At 54.7% G+C, this 20,910-nt stretch carries 18 protein-coding genes and 1 tRNA gene; 11 read left to right on the plus strand and 8 right to left on the minus strand.

The features are described 5' to 3' along the window. The first annotated feature begins 83 nt into the window (after positions 1–83). Positions 84–159, plus strand: a tRNA-Trp gene (locus tag ACCW76_RS13610). A gap of 126 nt (positions 160–285) precedes the next feature. On the opposite strand, the gene hdfR is transcribed toward ACCW76_RS13610, so the two are convergent. Then, positions 286–1,107 carry an HTH-type transcriptional regulator HdfR gene (gene hdfR / locus ACCW76_RS13615; RefSeq protein WP_034820037.1) on the minus strand — a complete coding sequence of 274 codons (822 nt, stop codon included), beginning with the start codon at positions 1,105–1,107 and terminating at the stop codon, positions 286–288. A gap of 121 nt (positions 1,108–1,228) precedes the next feature. On the opposite strand from hdfR, the gene ACCW76_RS13620 reads away from it, so the two are divergent. Further along, entirely contained in the window at positions 1,229–1,567 is a 339-nt protein-coding gene (locus ACCW76_RS13620) for a DUF413 domain-containing protein (protein ID WP_034820034.1), read from the plus strand. A gap of 30 nt (positions 1,568–1,597) precedes the next feature. Here ACCW76_RS13620 and ACCW76_RS13625 read toward each other — a convergent pair whose 3' ends face one another. Further along, a complete protein-coding gene (locus ACCW76_RS13625; RefSeq protein ID WP_038644123.1) occupies positions 1,598–3,118 on the minus strand; it encodes a YifB family Mg chelatase-like AAA ATPase in 1,521 nt (506 codons plus the stop codon). Between the two features lie 327 nt (positions 3,119–3,445). Here ACCW76_RS13625 and ilvL point away from each other — a divergent pair, with 327 nt between their 5' ends. The 6 genes from ilvL to ilvA all read left to right on the plus strand — a co-directional run bounded on the left by ilvL (position 3,446) and on the right by ilvA (position 10,008). Continuing rightward, on the plus strand, positions 3,446–3,544 hold the full coding sequence (gene ilvL, locus ACCW76_RS13630; RefSeq protein ID WP_071531048.1) for an ilv operon leader peptide: 99 nt from the start codon (positions 3,446–3,448) through the stop codon (positions 3,542–3,544). Between the two features lie 149 nt (positions 3,545–3,693). Continuing rightward, positions 3,694–5,340, plus strand: coding sequence for an acetolactate synthase 2 catalytic subunit (gene ilvG, locus ACCW76_RS13635; RefSeq protein ID WP_166935133.1), 1,647 nt, complete (start codon positions 3,694–3,696; stop codon positions 5,338–5,340). Beyond that, positions 5,337–5,594 carry an acetolactate synthase 2 small subunit gene (ilvM, locus tag ACCW76_RS13640; RefSeq protein WP_034820026.1) on the plus strand — a complete coding sequence of 86 codons (258 nt, stop codon included), beginning with the start codon at positions 5,337–5,339 and terminating at the stop codon, positions 5,592–5,594. The genes ilvG and ilvM overlap by 4 nt, the downstream gene beginning before the upstream one ends. An 18-nt stretch (positions 5,595–5,612) precedes the next feature. After that, positions 5,613–6,542: a branched-chain amino acid transaminase gene (locus ACCW76_RS13645; RefSeq protein ID WP_034820022.1), complete on the plus strand. Its 930-nt coding sequence runs from the start codon at positions 5,613–5,615 to the stop codon at positions 6,540–6,542. Positions 6,543–6,603: 61 nt separating this feature from the next. Continuing rightward, a complete protein-coding gene (ilvD, locus tag ACCW76_RS13650; protein ID WP_436338781.1) occupies positions 6,604–8,454 on the plus strand; it encodes a dihydroxy-acid dehydratase in 1,851 nt (616 codons plus the stop codon). A gap of 6 nt (positions 8,455–8,460) precedes the next feature. After that, positions 8,461–10,008 carry a threonine ammonia-lyase, biosynthetic gene (ilvA, locus tag ACCW76_RS13655; RefSeq protein ID WP_038644129.1) on the plus strand — a complete coding sequence of 516 codons (1,548 nt, stop codon included), beginning with the start codon at positions 8,461–8,463 and terminating at the stop codon, positions 10,006–10,008. On the opposite strand, the gene ilvY is transcribed toward ilvA, so the two are convergent. Continuing rightward, complete coding sequence (gene ilvY, locus ACCW76_RS13660) at positions 10,009–10,890, minus strand: HTH-type transcriptional activator IlvY (RefSeq protein WP_034820008.1); 882 nt, start codon at positions 10,888–10,890, stop codon at positions 10,009–10,011. 161 nt (positions 10,891–11,051) lie between these two features. Here ilvY and ilvC point away from each other — a divergent pair, with 161 nt between their 5' ends. After that, on the plus strand, positions 11,052–12,527 hold the full coding sequence (gene ilvC / locus ACCW76_RS13665; RefSeq protein ID WP_436338784.1) for a ketol-acid reductoisomerase: 1,476 nt from the start codon (positions 11,052–11,054) through the stop codon (positions 12,525–12,527). Positions 12,528–13,182: 655 nt separating this feature from the next. On the opposite strand, the gene ACCW76_RS13670 is transcribed toward ilvC, so the two are convergent. From ACCW76_RS13670 to ACCW76_RS13680, 3 genes are all read right to left on the minus strand, one after another. Continuing rightward, positions 13,183–14,514 carry an MFS transporter gene (locus tag ACCW76_RS13670; RefSeq protein WP_436338785.1) on the minus strand — a complete coding sequence of 444 codons (1,332 nt, stop codon included), beginning with the start codon at positions 14,512–14,514 and terminating at the stop codon, positions 13,183–13,185. Between the two features lie 289 nt (positions 14,515–14,803). After that, on the minus strand, positions 14,804–15,805 hold the full coding sequence (yhjD, locus tag ACCW76_RS13675) for an inner membrane protein YhjD (RefSeq protein WP_436338787.1): 1,002 nt from the start codon (positions 15,803–15,805) through the stop codon (positions 14,804–14,806). Positions 15,806–15,850: 45 nt separating this feature from the next. Next, entirely contained in the window at positions 15,851–16,750 is a 900-nt protein-coding gene (locus tag ACCW76_RS13680) for a LysR family transcriptional regulator (protein ID WP_045814179.1), read from the minus strand. Between the two features lie 115 nt (positions 16,751–16,865). Here ACCW76_RS13680 and ACCW76_RS13685 point away from each other — a divergent pair, with 115 nt between their 5' ends. Beyond that, the gene (locus ACCW76_RS13685) at positions 16,866–17,624 is read left to right on the plus strand and encodes an SDR family NAD(P)-dependent oxidoreductase (RefSeq protein WP_045832235.1); all 759 of its coding nucleotides are present in this window, start codon (positions 16,866–16,868) and stop codon (positions 17,622–17,624) included. Positions 17,625–17,846: 222 nt separating this feature from the next. Here ACCW76_RS13685 and ACCW76_RS13690 read toward each other — a convergent pair whose 3' ends face one another. Continuing rightward, positions 17,847–18,695 carry a PhzF family phenazine biosynthesis protein gene (locus tag ACCW76_RS13690; protein WP_436338790.1) on the minus strand — a complete coding sequence of 283 codons (849 nt, stop codon included), beginning with the start codon at positions 18,693–18,695 and terminating at the stop codon, positions 17,847–17,849. Positions 18,696–18,808: 113 nt separating this feature from the next. On the opposite strand from ACCW76_RS13690, the gene ACCW76_RS13695 reads away from it, so the two are divergent. Next, entirely contained in the window at positions 18,809–19,432 is a 624-nt protein-coding gene (locus tag ACCW76_RS13695) for a glutathione S-transferase family protein (protein WP_038644142.1), read from the plus strand. Here ACCW76_RS13695 and ACCW76_RS13700 read toward each other — a convergent pair. Beyond that, positions 19,399–20,889, minus strand: coding sequence for a PLP-dependent aminotransferase family protein (locus ACCW76_RS13700; RefSeq protein ID WP_436338791.1), 1,491 nt, complete (start codon positions 20,887–20,889; stop codon positions 19,399–19,401). The genes ACCW76_RS13695 and ACCW76_RS13700 overlap by 34 nt on opposite strands. Between the last annotated feature and the right edge of the window lie 21 nt (positions 20,890–20,910).

Consider the following 20,910-nt stretch of genomic DNA (forward strand, 5'->3'; position numbering starts at 1 on the left):
GAGCGGTAGTTCAGTTGGTTAGAATACCTGCCTGTCACGCAGGGGGTCGCGGGTTCGAGCCCCGTCCGTTCCGCCACCCTTTTAGGGGCGTAGTTCAATTGGTAGAGCACCGGTCTCCAAAACCGGGTGTTGGGGGTTCGAGTCCCTCCGCCCCTGCCAGAAAACAATCCTTTGCTTCGGCAAAGGATTTTTTTTGTCCAAAATTTGGCATTTACCTCATAAATTCGCCAGTGAAAAGGGTTTGAGTTTCACTGCGCGACACTCAAACCCCTCTCAATTTCTGCTTTATTGCGTCAATACTGGAAATTTAAGCAGCTGACGAATATGCGCCTGTTGATCACTATTCTGCAGCCACACCGCATAGAGTGGGCGAACGGCAACGGGTGTATCTGGAATAACCATCAAATCACTATAAATGCTGTGCCATGAATCCGGTAAAAACGCGCAAGCGCCGGTAGTGTGGAGTAATTCACGTGTCACATGCGCTGAAGTTGTGGTCAATACTGGCACATCATCACTGGATAAATAACTTTCATGTTGATGAAAATCCGCACCCCATTCCAGTTTAATGTAATCATATTTTTCACGTTTCTCAGTCTTACGTGCACGGAAGAGCGCGAGTGAAATATGACCAATCTGTTGGCTGGTTAATTCATCCATTTTCGGCGCTTCGGTGGTGATTAAAAGATCCAATTGACGCTCATGTAATTGCTTTACCAGCAAATGCCGTTGTGCGATACGTGCTTCAAGATGAAGGCTTTCACGGTTCTCATAAAGCGTTTTTAACCAAGGGGTTAGATAAGCTTCCCACAACGACGCGCTGGCGCCTATCGATAGCTCATGATGCTGTTGTGTATGTGAGACTTCCTTTTTGGCCATCAGCCAGGTACTCATCAGGCTCTCTGCATAGGGTAATAAACGCTCACCCGCAGAGGTCAGCCGAATATTATTTCGATGACGGGTGAAAAGGTTGACTCCTAACTGATTTTCCAGCTGACGAATGCGAAAACTAACGGCAGATTGCGTGAGGTAAAGCGCTTCAGCAGCACGCCCGAAATGGCGTGTTCTGCTCACTTCGAGGAAAGTTTTCAGTAATTCCGTATCCACAGCATTCTCCCAAAAAATGTTTGTCGTACTGATTTAAATGTTTTGTTTTACACTCTGTCAAGCCTATCTAATACTCCGCGCCATAAATAGCACGGCCATAAGAGAGTCGGGAGCGTGTAAAATGGCGGATAGCTTCGCAACAACAAATCGTTTCTTTGATAACAAACATTACCCTCGTGGTTTTTCACGTCATGGTGATTTCACCATTAAAGAAGCTCAGCTTCTGGAACGCCACGGTTACGCCTTCAATGAACTGGACCTCGCCAAGCGTGAACCAGCGACTGAAGAAGAGCGTTCGTTTTTAGAAGTATGTCGTGGTCTGCGTGAGCCGCAAACGGAAGCTGAACGTGTCTGGTCGAAATATACCGCACGTATTAAGCGTCCTAAGCGTTTCCACACATTGTCTGGCGGTAAGCCGCAGATGGACACTGTGGAAGACTTTAGCGATAGCGATGATTAAAAAATAGCGGGGCTTCTAAAGCCCCGTTTTTTATTCCAGACTGTTGTGCAGAAAGATTAGCAATCGGTCAATGCTGCGATAACCCACCGCCTCCTGCAAATGCTGTCGTGAAATCGTCTCCTCCCCTGCCAAATCGGCAATCGTCCTGGCGACTTTCAAAATGCGTTGCCACGCGCGCACAGAAAGGCCCAACGAATTCAACACAGCTTCCAGCCATATAGCATCGTCCTGTCTCAGTACGCAGCACTGGGCAATCTCCGGATTAGATAAATGAGCATTTATTTTGCCTGCTCGCTCAATTTGCCTCTGACGAGCAGCAAGGACGCGTTTAAGCACAGTCTCGCTGCTCTCACTGACTTCCTGTTTTTGACTTAAGGTTCCACTGGGTAGCAACGGGATTTCCAGAGACAGATCAAAGCGATCAAGAAACGGACCTGAGAGCCGGCTCAAATAGCGCAGCACCTGTTGCGGCGTGCATCTGTTGTGGCTGCCTTGATAATGCCCGGTAGGGCTGGGGTTCATGGCGCCAATTAACTGAAAGCGCGCTGGATAAGTGACTTTGGCGCGTGTACGGGAAATTGCGATCTCGCCGGATTCAATGGGCTCGCGTAATGCATCCAGTACCTTGCGGTCAAACTCCGGGAGTTCATCCAGAAACAGGACACCATTGTGCGCCAGAGAGATCTCACCAGGCCGGGGGAGTGCTCCACCTCCCACTAATGCATACAGCGAAGCGCTGTGATGAGGTGCTCTGAATGGCCTTCTGCGCCACTGATGATGGAGGTTTCGGCTGCTGACCAGGCTATTAATCGCTGCGCACTCCAGCGCTTCCTGGTCGTCTAAGGGCGGCATAATGCCGGGCAGGCGGGTCGCCAGCATCGTTTTCCCTGTGCCGGGCGGTCCAAGCAGTAACAGGTTATGCCCGCCAGCGGCAGTGATCTCCAGGGCGCGACGTCCTTGTTCCTGACCGATGATTTCGCTGAGATCCTGGCTTTCCTGTTGCAGCGCCTCAGGTTGATAATGCGCAACGGTGAGTGTCGACTGGTTATGCAGGAAAGCGCAGATCTCGAGCAAATGTTTACCGACAAGCGTTTCCCCTTGTTGGATCAATCCGACATCCTGTTGATTCTCTTCAGCTAACACCATCTGCCTGCCGGCTTGCAATGCGGCCATCGCTGCTGGAATGGAGGCCTGAACGCCACAGAGCGCGCCGTTCAGTGCTAACTCCCCCAGGAATTCATAGTGAGCCAGTTTCGCGTCAGGAAGCTGCTCTGAGGCCGCGAGAATCGCAATGGCGATGGGTAGGTCGTAGCGTCCTCCCTCTTTTGGCAGATCGGCGGGGGCCAAATTGATGGTGACGCGTTTAGCAGGGAAGGTGAATCCGCTATTGATAATGGCACTGCGTACCCGTTCCCGCGCTTCCTTCACCGTGGTTTCAGGCAAGCCAACCAGCGTTAAAGCGGGCAAGCCCTTGCTGATATGCACCTCAACCGTTACTAATGGCGCCTGCACACCGAGCGCCGCGCGAGTGAGAACCTTTGATAAAGACATAACCACTCCTTGTTGTCTTCATCATGCGAGGAGTAAATTCAGATTGCGAATGCGATTAAAAAACATCAGCGCCGGGTTCCAGTAAATCGGCGGTTTTTACAATGTTTTCGCCGCAATTGAGGTCGATATCGCAGAATTAACAGAGAGGTTACGCAGTGTGCGTAATGAAAATTTTTCACAACTAAAAATAACCTTTAACTTACAAGGCGATAACCCACACCCATTGCTTGCGTCATAAAAAAACATTATGAAAATAATTGTCAATGCGTAGATAACTATGGTAACTCTGTAGGTATTACTTCGAACAATCGAAAAAACAGACAACACATGAAAGCCCTTCTACAAGTGATTAGCCTAGTCGTGATTAGCGTGGTGGTGATTATTATCCCACCGTGCGGGGCATCGCTTGGAGAAAGAAAGGCTTAAAAATCAAGCCCGGAATTCCAAAAACCCCCGCACCGAAAGGTCCGGGGGTTTTTTTTCGACCTGGCTAAATATCAGCGAATCAGCGAGGAACAGATTATGAGCAGTAGCATAAAATTCTGTTGTTCCACCAGGAATACAGGAGAATAACGATGACAGGTGCACAGTGGGTAGTTCAGGCTTTACGCGCGCAGAGTGTCGACACAGTGTTTGGCTATCCTGGCGGCGCAATCATGCCAGTGTACGATGCGCTCTACGATGGCGGCGTGGAACACCTACTGTGTCGTCATGAACAAGGTGCAGTGATGGCGGCAATTGGTTATGCCCGTGCCACCGGTAAGACCGGCGTTTGTATTGCCACTTCCGGCCCCGGCGCCACTAACCTGATCACCGGTTTAGCAGATGCGTTTATGGATTCCATCCCGGTTGTCGCGATCACCGGTCAGGTTTCATCTGCGTTCATCGGCACCGATGCCTTCCAAGAAATCGACGTTCTCGGCCTGTCATTAGCCTGCACCAAGCACAGTTTCCTGGTTGAATCCCTCGAAGATTTGCCTTCCGTGATGGCCGAAGCCTTTGCCATCGCCCAGTCTGGCCGTCCCGGTCCGGTTCTGGTGGATATCCCGAAAGACATCCAAATTGCCAGTGCCGATTTAACCCCGCACTTGCTGCCGGTTGAAGAGGCGATCAGCCACTCGCCAGAGCATATCGCGGAAGCCCGCGCATTGATGGCGCAGTCGCATAAGCCAATGCTGTATATCGGCGGCGGTGTTGGCATGGCACAAGCGGTGCCTGCATTACGTGCCATGGCTGAAGCAACCGGCATCCCAACGGTGTCCACGTTGAAAGGCCTGGGAAGCGCGGACGCCAGCAGCGATCTCTATCTCGGCATGTTGGGTATGCACGGCACCAAAGCTGCCAACCTTGCCGTGCAATCCTGTGATTTGCTGATTGCGGTGGGTGCGCGCTTCGACGACCGCGTCACCGGCAAGTTAGACACCTTCGCCCCGCATGCGAACGTCATTCATATCGATATCGATCCGGCCGAGTTGAACAAACTCCGTCGCGCGCACGTTTCGTTGCAAGGTGATTTGAACCAGGTGCTGCCCGCGTTGAGTATGCCAATGCAGATTGAAGGCTGGCGCACCGAAGTTAAAGCGATGAAAGCCGAGTTTGACTGGCGTTACGATCATCCAGGCGAGGCCATTTACGCGCCGCTCCTGCTGAAACAGCTCTCCGATCGTAAAGCAGACAGCGCCGTAGTGACCACCGATGTTGGGCAGCATCAGATGTGGGCTGCGCAGCATATGAGCTTCACCGCACCAGAAAACTTCATCACCTCCAGCGGCCTGGGCACCATGGGCTTCGGTCTGCCTGCCGCCATCGGTGCGCAGGTTGCTCGCCCGGAAGACACCGTGATCTGCGTGTCAGGTGATGGCTCAATCATGATGAACATCCAGGAACTGGGCACCATCAAGCGCGGCAAGCTGCCGGTGAAAATCCTGCTGCTGGATAACCAACGTTTGGGCATGGTGCGTCAGTGGCAGCAGCTGTTCTTTGATGGCCGCTACAGCGAAACCATCCTCACCGATAACCCCGATTTCCTCACGCTGGCCAGCGCCTTTGATATCCCAGGCCAGCACATTAGCCGTAAAGATCAGGTCGACGCCGCGATAGATGCTCTGCTGAACAGTGAAGGTCCTTACTTCCTGCATGTTTCGATTGATGAGCATGAGAACGTCTGGCCATTGGTACCGCCGGGTGCCAGCAACGCAAACATGATGGAGAAAACCGCATGAATCAGCATCAATTGTCTATCGAAGCCCGCTTCCGCCCTGAAATATTGGAGCGCATTTTGCGTGTTGTCCGCCACCGTGGCTTCCAGGTGTGCTCGATGAACATGGCATCTGCGATCAACGCTGAGAACATTAATATCGAGATGACCGTTGCCAGCCAGCGTTCGGTCGATTTACTGTCTTCGCAGTTAAGCAAACTTATGGATGTCGCCTGTGTCGAGATCCAGCAACAGACATCACAACAAATCCGCGCTTAGTCGCCAAAGGAAATAGCAATGAGTACGAAGAAAGCAGACTTTATCTGGTTCAACGGGGAGATGGTTAAGTGGGAAGACGCCAAGGTCAGCGTCATGTCTCACGCACTGCACTACGGTACTTCAGTGTTTGAAGGCGTACGTTGCTACGACTCACATAAAGGCCCAGTGGTGTTCCGTCACCGTGAACACATGCAACGTCTGCACGACTCCGCCAAAATCTATCGTTTTCCTATCGCCGCTTCTGTTGATGAGCTGATGGAAGCGTGCCGCGAAGTGATTCGTGTGAACAAACTGAAAAGCGCTTACATTCGTCCATTGGCGTTTGTTGGCGACGTAGGCCTGGGTGTGAATCCACCAGATGGCTACACCACCGACGTGATCATCGCTGCTTTCCCATGGGGTGCTTACCTGGGTGCTGAAGCACTGGAAAACGGTATCGATGCGATGGTGTCTTCATGGAACCGTGTTGCACCGAATACCCTGCCAACCGCGGCTAAAGCCGGTGGTAACTACCTCTCCTCACTGCTGGTCGGCAGCGAAGCGCGTCGCCACGGTTATCAGGAAGGTATCGCTCTCGACACCAACGGCTATATTTCAGAAGGTGCTGGCGAAAACTTGTTCGAAGTGAAAGACGGCATTCTGTTCACGCCACCGTTCACCTCTTCAGCATTGCCGGGCATCACCCGTGACGCCATCATCAAGCTGGCGATCGACCTGGGTATCGAAGTGCGTGAGCAAACGCTGTCGCGTGAATCTCTGTATCTGGCTGATGAAGTGTTCATGTCGGGTACTGCGGCAGAAATCACCCCGGTACGCAGCGTTGACGGCATTCAGGTCGGTGCGGGCAAACGCGGTCCAGTGACCACCAAAATACAGAGCGCATTCTTCGGCCTGTTCACTGGCGAAACCGAAGACAAGTACGGCTGGTTGGATCAAGTTAATCCATAACAAGACAGTTACGCGGGTGCCGCTGCGCCCGCGTCATATTTCAGACTGGAGTAAATAGAGCATGCCTAAGTACCGTTCTGCCACCACCACCCATGGTCGTAACATGGCGGGTGCACGCGCCCTGTGGCGCGCCACAGGAATGACCGACGCCGATTTCGGTAAACCGATTATCGCCGTGGTTAACTCATTCACCCAATTCGTGCCGGGCCACGTGCACTTGCGCGATATGGGCAAGCTGGTGGCTGAGCAAATCGAAGCCGCCGGTGGTGTCGCCAAAGAGTTCAACACCATCGCGGTGGATGACGGTATCGCCATGGGTCATGGCGGCATGCTGTATTCACTGCCTTCGCGCGAGCTGATCGCCGATTCCGTGGAGTACATGGTGAACGCGCACTGCGCCGATGCCATGGTGTGTATCTCCAACTGCGACAAAATCACTCCCGGCATGCTGATGGCGGCACTGCGCCTCAATATCCCGGTGATCTTTGTGTCCGGCGGCCCAATGGAAGCCGGTAAAACCAAGCTGTCCGACAAAATCATCAAGCTGGATCTGGTTGATGCGATGATTCAGGGCGCTAACCCGAACGTCAGCGATGAAGACAGCGATAAAATCGAACGCTCTGCGTGCCCAACCTGTGGTTCTTGCTCAGGCATGTTCACCGCGAACTCGATGAACTGTCTGGCCGAAGCATTGGGTCTGGCACAGCCGGGCAACGGTTCACTGTTGGCGACCCACGCCGACCGTAAAGAGCTGTTCCTCAACGCCGGTAAGCGCATCGTTAGCCTGACCAAAAAGTATTACGAGCAGGATGATGAGCGCGTATTGCCACGCAACATCGCCACCAAAGCCGCGTTCGAGAACGCCATGACGCTGGATATCGCCATGGGCGGTTCCACCAACACCGTTCTGCACTTGCTGGCAGCGGCACAGGAAGGCGAGATCGAATTCAACATGTCGGATATCGATCGCCTGTCGCGCAAAGTGCCGCACCTGTGCAAAGTGGCACCAAGTACGCCGAAATATCACATGGAAGATGTGCACCGTGCCGGTGGTGTGGTCGCGATTCTGGGCGAGCTGGATCGTGCAGGGCTGATCGACACCACTGCGCGCAACGTTCTGCAGCAGAGCATGCGTGAAACCCTGGATCAGTACGACATCATGCTGACCCAGGACGAAGCGGTGAAGAAGATGTTCCGCGCAGGCCCAGCCGGTATTCGTACCACCCAGGCCTTCTCACAAGACTGCCGCTGGGACACGCTGGATGATGACCGTGTAGAGGGTTGTATTCGTACTCGTGAGCATGCTTTCTCGCAGGATGGCGGTCTGGCCGTACTGTACGGCAACATCTCTGAAGATGGCTGTATCGTTAAAACCGCCAGCGTTGATGCTGAGCTGCTGACCTTCAAAGGCCCGGCAAAAGTCTACGAAAGCCAGGATGATGCGGTAGAAGCGATCCTTGGCGGCAAAGTTGTGGCTGGCGATTGCGTTGTCATCCGTTACGAAGGGCCAAAAGGCGGTCCGGGCATGCAGGAAATGCTCTATCCGACCACCTATCTGAAATCCATGGGTCTGGGTAAAGCTTGTGCGTTGATCACCGATGGTCGCTTCTCCGGCGGTTCTTCCGGTCTCTCTGTGGGTCATATCTCACCTGAAGCGGCGAGCGGCGGTACCATTGCGCTGATCCAGGATGGCGACATGATTGAGCTGGATATCCCGAACCGTCGTATCCATCTGGATCTGCCGGACAACGAAATCCACGCTCGTCGTGAAAAAGAGTTGGGCCGTGGCGAAGCGGCTTACACCCCGCACAACCGCGAACGTGCCGTCTCCTTTGCGCTGCGTGCTTATGCATCACTCGCTACCAGTGCTGACAAAGGTGCGGTGCGCGATAAGTCCAAGCTGGGAGGCTAACAACGAATGGCTGAGTCTCAACCGCTACCCGCGTCGCCTAACGGCGCGGAGTATTTGCGCGCGGTGCTGCGTGCGCCTGTGTATGAAATTGCGCAGGTCACGCCGCTGCAAAAAATGGAAAAAATTTCATCGCGTCTCGGCAACACCATTTTGGTGAAGCGTGAGGATCGCCAGGCAGTACACAGCTTCAAGCTGCGTGGGGCCTACGCGATGATTGCCGGACTGACCGAAGAGCAAAAAGCACGCGGCGTGATTACGGCTTCGGCCGGAAACCACGCACAGGGTGTGGCACTTTCGGGGAGTCGGCTTGGCATCAAATCACTGATTGTGATGCCGGTGGCCACGGCAGACATCAAGGTTGATGCAGTGCGCGCATTTGGCGGTGAGGTTTATCTGTTTGGTGCTAACTTCGACGAGGCAAAAGCCAAAGCTATCGAGTTGGCCGAGCAGCAGGGTTACACCTTTGTGCCACCGTTTGACCACCCGGCAGTGATTGCCGGGCAGGGCACGCTGGCGATGGAATTGCTGCAACAAGATGCGCATATCGATCGCGTGTTCGTGCCGGTCGGCGGTGGTGGCCTGGCAGCAGGCGTGGCGGTGCTGATCAAACAGCTGATGCCGCAGATCAAAGTGATCGCGGTAGAGTCGGAAGACTCAGCCTGTCTGAAAGCGGCGCTGGATGCGGGCGAGCCAGTGGATTTGGCGCGCGTCGGCTTGTTTGCTGAAGGTGTGGCGGTGAAGCGCATCGGCAACGAGACATTCCGTCTGTGCAAAGAGTATCTCGATGACATCATCACCGTGGATAGCGATGCCATCTGCGCGGCGGTGAAAGACCTGTTTGAAGATGTGCGTGCGGTAGCGGAACCTTCGGGCGCGCTGGCGCTGGCGGGCATGAAGAAGTACATCCAGCAGCACGACATCAAAGGCGAGCGCCTCGCGCACGTCTTGTCGGGCGCCAACGTCAACTTCCACGGTCTGCGCTATGTGTCGGAACGCTGCGAAATCGGCGAACAGCGCGAAGCGTTGCTGGCGGTAACGATTCCAGAACAGCAGGGCAGTTTCCTCAAGTTCTGCCAGACGCTGGGTGGCCGTTCGATCACCGAGTTTAACTACCGTTATGCGGATGCCGACAACGCCTGCATCTTCGTCGGCGTGCGTCTAACGCGTGGCCTGGAAGAGCGCAGCGAGATCATCAGTCAACTGAATGAGAGTGGCTATAACGTCGTGGATCTGTCGGATGACGAGATGGCGAAACTGCACGTGCGCTACATGGTGGGCGGTCGTCCGTCGAAGCCGTTGCGCGAACGTCTGTTTAGCTTTGAGTTCCCGGAAGCACCCGGCGCGCTGCTGAAATTCCTGCAGACGCTGGGCGCGCACTGGAATATCTCGCTGTTCCACTATCGCAGCCACGGCACCGATTTTGGTCGTGTGCTGGCGGCCTTCGAAGCCAACGATCAAGAGCCGGATTTTGAAACCCATCTCACGGCGTTGGGCTACGAATGGCACGATGAGGCGAACAACCCGGCGTTCCGTTTCTTCCTCGCCGGGCAGTAGTTACAGCAGGTTCCAGAAAGCACTGATAAGCGGCTCCCCGAGCCGCTTTTTTTGTACACAGACGCCCAGTTCCAGCGGCGCCACCGACTCCACATTCTCCAGCGTCAGTACGCGATTGCGTACCGGCTCCGGGCTGTTCTCCAGCACCACATCCGGCAGCAGCGCAATACCACATCCCAGCGCCACCATTGAGACAATCGCCTCATGCCCGGAAACCGTGGCATAAATTTGCGGATTCGGAATGCGATGTCGGCGGAACCACAAATCGATACCGCGCCGCACCGGGCCTTGTTCCGGCACAATAAACGGAATCTGCGACCAATCAGGTTGCGCCTGTGTGGCCTGGCTGCGCACCGCACACGGCAGGGCGGGCGCGATCAGCACCAGCGGAAGAATGGCGAGCGGCGTGAAGTCGATGCTGGCGGGCAGCGATTCCGGACGTCCGGCAATCGCCAAATCTGCCTCGCCAGATTGCACCATCTCAATTGCGTCGGCGGCATCGCCGGTGGTGAGTTTGATTTCCACCTGCGGATGTTCGGCGCGGAAGCGGTCGAGAATCGGCGGCAAATGGCTGTAAGCGGCGGTCACCGAGCAAAATATGCGCAGTTCGCCGCTCAGGGACGGGCCGTTCAGATCCATCACGTGGCGCAGTTGTTGATATTGCAATAAGGTTTGCTGAGCAAACTGCTTGAGGCGTTCACCGGCTTCAGTGAGCGTGACGGTGCGGTTATCGCGCAGAAACAGCGCGTGACCCACATCTTCTTCAAGGCGCTGAATCTGGCGCGATAGCGTGGAGGGACTGACGTGCATAGCACGCGCGGTGCGACCAAAGTGACAGCTTTCGGCCAGATGAAGAAAGAGCTTCAGGTCTCGTAAATCCATGCGCGTTTCACCTCAAAGGGTTGTTGCAAATTCTGCAATGTGACCTTGCTAATATATCAATTTAAGCAATAGATTTCCTGTCATATGATGGGGTCATTCGCGGCACTGAACAGGGTGTCGTTACCGAACAAAAGCAATCACAACATCTAACCGGAGTACCCATGGCTAACTACTTCAACACATTGAATCTGCGCAACCAGTTAGCGCAGTTAGGCAAATGTCGTTTCATGTCTCGCGATGAATTCGCAGACGGCGCAAGCTTCCTGAAAGGCAAAAAAGTCGTTATCGTTGGCTGTGGCGCTCAGGGTCTGAACCAGGGCCTGAACATGCGTGACTCCGGTCTGGACATCGCTTATGCACTGCGTGCTGAAGCGATCGCTGAAAAGCGTGCTTCTTTCCGCAAAGCGACCGATAACGGCTTCAAAGTAGGTACCTACGAAGAGCTGATCCCACAGGCGGATCTGGTGGTTAACCTGACGCCAGACAAACAGCACTCAGCAGTGGTTCAGGCGGTTCAGCCTCTGATGAAAGATGGCGCTGCGCTGGGCTACTCACACGGTTTCAACATCGTTGAATCTGGTGAAACCATCCGTAAAGACATCACTGTTGTGATGGTAGCACCGAAGTGCCCAGGTACCGAAGTACGTGAAGAGTACAAGCGTGGTTTCGGTGTTCCAACCCTGATCGCAGTTCACCCAGAAAACGATCCAAAGGGCGAAGGCCTGGCGATTGCTAAAGCCTGGGCTGCTGCAACCGGCGGCGACCGTGCTGGCGTACTGGAATCTTCCTTCGTTGCAGAAGTGAAATCTGACCTGATGGGCGAGCAGACTATCCTGTGCGGTATGCTGCAGGCCGGTTCTCTGCTGTGCTTTGACAAGCTGGTGGCTGAGGGTCACGATGCGGCTTATACCGAAAAACTGATTCAGTTCGGCTGGGAAACCATCACCGAATCACTGAAATTCGGTGGCATCACCCTGATGATGGATCGCCTGTCTAACCCAGCGAAAATCCGTGCTTACGCACTGTCTGAGCAGCTGAAAACCATCATGGCTCCGCTGTTCCAGAAGCACATGGATGACATCATCTCGGGCGAATTCTCTTCCGGTATGATGGCTGACTGGGCGAACGACGATAAAAACCTGCTGACCTGGCGTGAAGAGACCGGTGCAACTGCATTCGAGAACGCTCCACAGTTCGAAGGTAAAATCGACGAGCAAGAGTACTACGACAAAGGCGTTGTGATGGTTGCCATGGTGAAAGCGGGCGTTGAGCTGGCCTTCGAAACCATGATCGATGCAGGCATCATTGAAGAGTCTGCTTACTACGAATCACTGCACGAGCTGCCGCTGATCGCGAACACCATCGCACGTAAGCGTCTGTATGAAATGAACGTGGTTATCTCTGATACCGCAGAATACGGTAACTACCTGTTCTCCTTCGCGGCAGTACCGCTGCTGAAAGAGTTCATGACCACGCTGCAGCCAGGCGATCTGGGCAAAGCGGTTGAAGGTACTCAGGTTGATAACGCACAGCTGCGTGACGTTAACGAAGCCATTCGTCAGCACCCAATCGAAGCGGTTGGCCGCAAACTGCGTGGCTACATGACCGACATGAAACGTATCGCGGTTGCTGGCTAAGCCACGCGCGACACAGTTTTCAGCACAAGAAAAACCCCGGCTTGCTGTAATGCTCGCCAGCTAAGACCCAACCAACAAAAGCTGCCACTGTTAAAAGTGGCAGCTTTTTTTCGTTTGGCTGAGTATGCCGGAGTGCGGGCCAGAGCACCTCTACTGTGCCGGGCAGTCCTCGCGCCGCTAACGCGGTACCCTCGGCTTTGACGTCGTGCCAACGAACCGTTCGGGAATCGACCCTCCCTGGTCGGCCCCGAACTGTCCACGCTTCCCGGCGTGGACTTCTGGCCCAACGTCACGCCTCAGCGCTGCGGATAGCCCTTGCAGCAGTAGAGGCGCTCTGGCCTCCACTATCGTGCCCTTTTTAAAAACTCGCACTGAAGCTTCAGAGCAGGCTGGGGCCTTTCAGGGGCAGGCAATCCGCAGCGCTGAACGTAATGAGTCTGCCAGGAGAGCCCGCAGCTACCGTCAGGCAGACGAATGCAGTGAAGGTACCGCGCTAGCGGCGTGAGGACCGCCAGCCCCTGAAAGGCACCAGACTGCGTTATCATCTGCCGATTAACGGGCTATCCTTAAGGTTTAGTGGTTTTCCGCCCTCTGAAATCCTTACCCAATAAAAAACCCGGCCTGAGCCGGGTTTCATCATTTCAAACAGGCGCTATCACGCTTCGTACAGCGTCTGATGGCGCGTCTCTTTACAGGCAATCAGCGCAATCAGCGTCAGCACGGCCATGGAAGCCAGATAGAAACCGACCGCCTGCAAACCGTAGTTAGCGTTCAACCATGTCGCAATATAAGGCGCAACCGACGCCCCGAGAATTGACGACAGGTTATACGAGAACGACGCGCCGGTATAACGCACTTCGGTCGGGAACAGCTCTGGCAGCAGCGCACCCATCGGCCCAAAGGTGAGGCCCATAATGCTCAGACCCAGCAGCAGGAAGCCCATCACCAGAATTTGCGAACCGGAACCTAACAGCACCGGGAACATCAGTGCAAAGGCGATAATCATCAGGGTAATGGTGATCATGGTGCGACGGCGGCCATAGCGATCAGCCAGCAGGCCTGCAATCGGTACCATGACACCAAAACCAATCACCGCCACCATCAGCATCCACAGGAAGCTATTACGGGAAAAGCCCAGGCCCGCTGGCGCCGGTGCAGTGCCGTAACTCATCGAGTACACGGTCATGATGTAGAACAGCGTATAGGTCGCCAGCATGATGAAGGTGCCAAGAATCGTAGCGGTCAGATGCTTGCTCAGTAGCGTGCCGATGGGCATTTTGACCTGCTTATTCTCTTTTTGCACTTTGGCAAACACCGGGCTTTCGTGCAGCGATACGCGCACATACAGACCAATCAGCACCAGAACGGCAGAGAGAATGAACGGCACACGCCAGCCCCAATTCATGAACTGCTCATCGGTCAGCAGCCAGGAAAGCAGCAGGAAAGTACCGTTAGCGAAGAAGAAGCCAATCGGCGCGCCGAGCTGTGGGAAAGAGCCGTAGAGCGCACGTTTCTTCGCGGGGGCATTCTCGGTTGCCAGCAGAGCCGCACCACCCCATTCACCACCCAAGCCCAGACCCTGACCAAAACGCGCCAGCGCCAGCAGCAGTGGAGCGGCGACGCCAATGGTTTGATAGCTCGGTAGCAGGCCGATCAATACCGTGGAGACACCCATGGTCAGCAGCGATGCTACCAACGTCGCTTTACGACCGACGCGGTCGCCGAAGTGGCCGAACAGCGCAGAACCAATTGGACGCGCGACAAAGGCGATAGCGAAAGTCGCCAGCGACTGTAGCGTCGCGACGGTGGGGTCGCCCTGCGGGAAGAAAATGTGCGGGAAAATGATCACTGCCGCAGTGGCATAAATATAGAAATCGAAGAATTCGATCGCGGTGCCGACAAGCGATGCCACGACCACTTTGCCGCGTGAGTTTACGGGCGTGTCGTCGTGTTTTTTGTCGAGTGTTTCTGTGATGGAGGCTTGCATGACTGTTTCTTAATTGTAAATGTAGACAGAGAATCTTACGCACCTGTTTTGCGGCATTCAATGACGAAAACCCGCGCCAGAACAGGCATTTTCGGCGAAAAAGTGGATAATTTCTGAGTTGCGGCAATCGACGGGTGATGGGAACGGGAAGTGTCACTTTTTTGGCGGGAATCTCTGCAAAAGGGCCAAATTAAAGTGACCCTTTAGCGTTTCCTGCTGGTTTTTGCTGAAATAATAGCCCGCAGGAAACATTTTTAGCTGTTAGGGCAAATGTAACAAATTTGCGATGTTAATTGCCCTGATGCGGCTGCGGCATCTCTTTATCATCCTTGTATTTTGCGGTGGCGATCCACGCGGCGCAGAACAGTGTCAGACGGGCGAAGAAGTAAAAGAACGCCATTAATCCCAGCACCGAACCAAAGGCTGCACCAGAAGGCGAAGTGGCTAGCTTTGGCAGCGTCAGCGTCATCACAAACTTAATCACCTCAAAGCCAATCGCCGCCAGCAGCGTGCCGCGAAACAGCGCTTTTTTGCGCGGTTTGTGGCGCGGCAGAATCCAGAAAATCCACAGGAACAACAGATAGTTGGCAAAAATGGAGATCGACAGCGCAATAATGGTCATCGCCGGACGCAGCCACTCGATATCCTCCAATCCCAACGCGTTAACGATGGCATTCTGCGCGGCACCGGCAATGGAGGTCAGCGACAGCGTAATCACCAATGCCAGCATCAGGCCGAGCAACGACACCAAATCACGCGCATACTTCTTCCACAACTTCTCTTGATCGTCCGGCTTACGCTCCCAAACATCACGCGACTGCGCGCGCACTGCCTCGCGCAAATTGCCCATCCAGTTGATGCCAGAGTAGAGCGCCAGCAGCAAACCGGTTAACCCGACCGTCGCGCGCTGCTGAATCGCGGTGTTCACGGTGTTCTTTAGCGTAGTGGCCAGCGTAGGATCGCTGATGCTGTTAACGATTTTGTTGATCAACTCGGTGAGTAAATCCTGATTCGACGCCAGCACAAAACCGACTGCCGCAAAGGAGACCATCAAAATCGGTATCAGAGATAGGAAGGAGAAGTAAGTGATCGCCGCGCCAAACTGGCTGCCGAGGCGATCGTTAAACCGATCCAGCGCGCGCATAAAATGCGCCACCGCCGGAATGGCCTGGAACCAGGTCGCAAAGCGCGACACGTTCCGGATTGAGCCATCCACGGTTTTGTTTCCGGTCTTGATATCAATAAGCGGCTTCTTTTCAGCCGTGGATTCTTGGTTAGGTTTGTCTGTCATAGACGATAATCATCCTGTTCACTGCGAAATTAAAATTATAGCCCTTTATGTCACATACTCCTGCAACACCTGACTCAGCCACTCCATAAACACCCGCACGCGGCGTGCTACGTTGCGGCGATGTGGGTAAAGCAACGAAATCGGCATCGGCTTGGCCGGGAAGTGATGCAGCACTTCCACTAACTGGCCTGATTCCAGCAGTGGCTGCACGCCAATCGCGGGCACCTGAATAATGCCTAAACCCGCGATGCAGGCGGCACGATAAGTTTCGGTGCTGTTCACCGTCACCACGCCGCCGGTCTGAACATAGTGGCACTGCTTACCATCAAAATATTCAAACCCCAAAGAGGGCTGCCCCAGCTGCTGGGTGTAATGCACCATCGCGTGCTGTGCCAGATCTTCGAGGCGCACCGGCATGCCGAAGCGGGAAAGGTAGTCGGGACTGGCGCAGTTAATCAAGGCATGTGATCCGATTTTTCGCGCAATCAGACCCGAATCTTTCAGCTCGCCCACACGGATCACGCAGTCAAAACCTTCACGAATCACATCCACCTGGCGATCGCTGCTGCTAAGCTCAATTTCGATGCCGGGATAATGCTGCAGAAACTCAGGCAAACGCGGCAGGATAAATCCGGTGGCCATGGCCACCGACATATCGACGCGCAACTTGCCGCTCAGGGTGGCGGGATCGTGCTGGAACAGGCTGTCCATATCGTCGAGCATCGACAACAGATCAAGACAACGATCGTAGTAGACCAGCCCATCCTGGGTGAGATGAACACGCCGGGTGGTGCGATGCAGCAGACGCGTGCCCATTTGATTTTCCAGCGCCTGAAGCTGGCGCGATACGCTGCCTTTTGGTAGTCCAAGACTTTCAGCTGCACGGGTAAAACTGCCCATTTCTGCCACCCGCACAAAAACCTGCATTGCGTGAATTTTATCCATGTTGTTCACCGATTGTTGTTGTTAGTGAAACAGTGCTGCGTATTCCTCTGCGTTTATAGATCAATTTATAACGAATATCCTTATCCCGTGTTCAATTTTCCACCTGGAGCGAAACATGAGTCATAAAATTGCATTGATTACCGGCGGCAACCGCGGTTTGGGCAAGAATGGTGCGCTGAAACTGGCGGCCAAAGGTGTAGATATTCTTTTCACCTATCGTGGTCACGCGGAAGAAGCGCAGGCCGTGGTGAAAGAGATTGAGGCGCTGGGCGCGCGTGCTGTGGCACTGCAGCTGGATGTTGGCGACAGCAGCACCTTTAACACTTTCGTGGCACAGGTGAGAGAGGCACTGCAAAAAACCTGGCAGCGCGACAACTTTGATTATTTAGTGAACAACGCCGGTCACGGTCACTACAAGCTGTTTGCAGAAACCACGGAAGAAGAATTTGATGCGCTGATCAATGTGCATTTCAAAGGGCCTTACTTCCTGACGCAGAAGCTGCTGCCGTTGATCGTTGATGGTGGTCGCATCCTGAACATCTCCAGCGGATTAACGCGCATGACGTTGCCGGGCTCAGGCACCTATGCCTCGGTGAAAGGGGCGATGGAAGTGCTGACGCGCTATCAGGCCAAAGAGCTGGGCGAGCGCCGCATTCGCGTCAATATTCTGGCACCGGGTGCGATTGAAACTGACTTCGGCGGTGGACGCGTGCGTGACACCAAAGATCTTAACGATCACATTGCCTCGGTGACATCGCTGGGCCGTGTGGGTCAACCGGATGATATTGGTGACGCGATCAGCGCCATCCTGAGCGAAGAAACCGGCTGGATCACCGCGCAGCGCATCGAAGCGTCAGGCGGACAGTCGCTGTAATCATGCACGCTGAGTGACGCGGCATTCATGCACGATAAATCGCGCCGCTACGCACTCCTTTGGATGGCCGTAGCGGCGCAATTTATTGCGCGTGTTTGAGATCTCAATCGCCCTGCTACGCAATCATGCGGTTGGTCGTTAATTGCCCATGTTTGAGATCTCAATCGCGCCGCTACGTAGCGATGCAGGGGGCCGTAGCGGCGCAATTTATTGCGCGTGTTTTTAGATCTCAATCGTCCCGTCAATCACGGTCACTGTCTGGCCGCCAATCCAGATGCTATCACCGCTAAAACTCACCTGAATTCGCCCTTCACGCTGGATAGCGCTGCCTTGACGCGCACGATAATCCTCGGTTTTCCCCTGTGCCGCGAAATAGCGCGCCAGACAGGCGTTGGCGCTGCCTGTTACCGGATCTTCGGTCAGGCTGCCGTTCTCAACCAGCAGCGCGCGCACCTCATACTGCTCGCCGCACTCCTCTGGCAGCGGGCCAAACAGCGCAGTGCCATTGACGTCGGCATGTTTTTGCAAACGCAGCAGATCCGCTGCGCTGGCCTGCACATCCAACACCGCCTGCGCACTGTTCATCGGGATCAGCAGCCAGCGAATCCCCATATCGACAATGGTCGGCGTCTGGTGGGCATCAAAGGCTTCGCTGTTCAGTGCGCTGCTCATCAACGCGTCATCAAATGGCGTCAGCGCGACGTCGGGGGCGGCGAAGGCCAGCGCGCCATCCTCGCTAATGCGCACATCCACCAGGCCAACGCCGCACTCCTGCACGATCTTACCCGGTGTTTTCACTGTCCATCCCGCTTCCAGCAAGGCGTGAGCCGTGCCCAACGTCGGATGACCGGCAAAGGGCAATTCCCCTTCAGTGGTAAAAATGCGCACCCGATAATCGGCCGCAGCATCCTGTGGTGGCAGGACAAAGGTGGTTTCCGACAAATTGGTCCAGCGGGCGATAGCGGCCAGTTGGGCGTCACTTAATCCCTCTGCATCCATGATGACTGCCAGCGGATTACCTTTAAACGCTGATGAGGTAAACACATCCACCTGCTTAAACGCGACTTTCATTTTCACTCCTTGCTGGTTGAGGCACTCTGAAATCCTGATTTACATCCTGCAGATTGCTAATGTCAGTCAACAGGACTATGAATAGGTTAAGAATTCTGGAATCGGAGTCCGCTATGTTAAAAGTTCTTGGTCGTACTTCTTCAATCAACGTGCGCAAAGTTCTGTGGTTGTGTTCAGAACTGGATCTCGCGTATGAGCTCGAACCCTGGGGTGAAGACCCGCAATCGCTGCACTCGGCGGAATTCATGGCGCTCAACCCTAATGCCATGGTGCCGGTAATCATCGAAGATGACTTCGTGATGTGGGAATCCAACGCCATTCTGCGCTATCTCGCCAACAGCAACGGCGGCGACTGGCTCTATCCGGAAAACCCACGTGCGCGTGCACCGGTGGATCAGTGGATGGACTGGCAAGCCACCGAACTCAATACTTCCTGGCGCTATGCGTTTATGTCACTGGTGCGCAACTCACCTGCCCATCAGGATCCGCGTTTGCTGGCCGCCGCGATTAAAGGCTGGACGCACACCATGAATATTCTTGACCAGCATCTGCAAAAAACCGGGCGCTACGTCGCAGGACGCAACTTCTCGCTGGCAGACATTCCGGTGGGGCTTGCGGTCAATCGCTGGTTTGAAACCCCACTGGAGCACCCTGAATTTCCAGCCGTGCAACTCTATTACGAGCGTCTGACCGAGCGTGAGGGTTACACCACCTGGGGCCGCAACGGCAAGCCTTGATCCTGTCCCGGTGCCAGGCCTGTGATTTCGCAGGCTAGCGCGCCGGTGCGTTTTAGTGCCCACGTATAACGCTCATCAAACGGATAACAGCAGGAGAGGCGCAGTGCATGTTTATAACGGTCGCTCAGCGAGTAGAGCGCTCCCGGCGTCACGCAAATCTGCTCCTGCAATAACCGGTGGAACATCTCCACGGTATCCACTTTTCCAGGCAACTCCACCCAAAACACAAAACCTCCTTTGGGCAGGGTAGCGCGGGTTCCCTGCGGAAAATGGCGCGCCATGATGCCGCGCGCCGCATCGAGATTGGCGGCATAGCGACGGCGCAGCGATCGCAAATGATGGTCGTAGCCACCGCTTGCCAGAAATTCGGCGAGGGTCTCACACAATAGGCGCGACTCAGACATGGAAGAGACGGCTTTCAAACGGGCGATGGCCTGATGGAAGCGGCCGGCAGCGGTCCAGCCCACGCGGAAATCCGGCGCCACCGTTTTGGTAAAGCTGGTGCAGTAAATCACCCAGCCATCGCTATCAAAGGCTTTCACCGGCGGTGATAGAGGCCAGTCAAACTGCAACTCGTCATACAGCCCATCTTCCAGCATCGGAACGTGGTAAGTATTCACTAACTTTGCCAGCCGCTTCTTATTCTCCAGTGGCATCACATAGCCAAGAGGATTCTGCGCGCCGGGCATGGCGATCAGCGCCTGAATACGCTTCTCCTGCAGCAGCATCTCCAGCGCATCCAGCGACAGCCCTTGCTGTGGATCGGTGGGGATTTCCAGTGCTTTCAGGCCCAGTGATGCCAGCAGTGGGAACAGGAAGAAGTAAGTGGGGGATTCCAGCCCAATGCAATCGCCAGGTTTCGTGACCGCACGCAGCGCCAGCTGTAAGGCTTCCATGCAGCCGTGGGTGAGGGTGATCTCTTGCGCAGTCAGATTGATGCCGGTATGCAGACTGCGGCGCGCTATCTCCTCCCGTAAGCGCTCACTACCAGGCGGAAGCGCATAGCGCCCGATGATGTCGGGATTGTGCCGTAAAATGCCTGAGGTAATTCGGCCTAAGCGTGCTGCCGGATAGAAGGTGCCATCCTGCGGACAGGCCAGAGAGATATTGGTGTAATCGGCATTATTCTGTGCGGCAAACACTTGCTCAATCAGTTCCAGCTTCTGCGTGCTGGGGTCGTTGATTTTCGCGGGCAGCGGTTTGACCGGACGCGTCACGGCCGGCATCACGCCACGCACGTAATAGCCCGATTGCGGACGCGCTTCTATCAGGCCGCGATCTTCAAGGATTTGCCAGGCATTGAGCACAGTATTGACACTAACCTGATGCGATTGTGCCACGCGGCGGATAGCGGGTAACCGTTTGCCCGGTTTTAGCGTGCCTTGATGAATCGACTCGGCAAAGCTATCTGCCAGCTGCTGATACAGCGTTTGACCGGATGAAAGGGGAAGGGACACAAAAGCCTCCGCGTGTAATGG

Origin of the sequence: Pantoea sp. C8B4 (assembly GCF_051336905.1) — a bacterium.
In the GTDB taxonomy this organism is placed as follows: Bacteria; Pseudomonadota; Gammaproteobacteria; order Enterobacterales; family Enterobacteriaceae; genus Pantoea; species Pantoea rwandensis_B.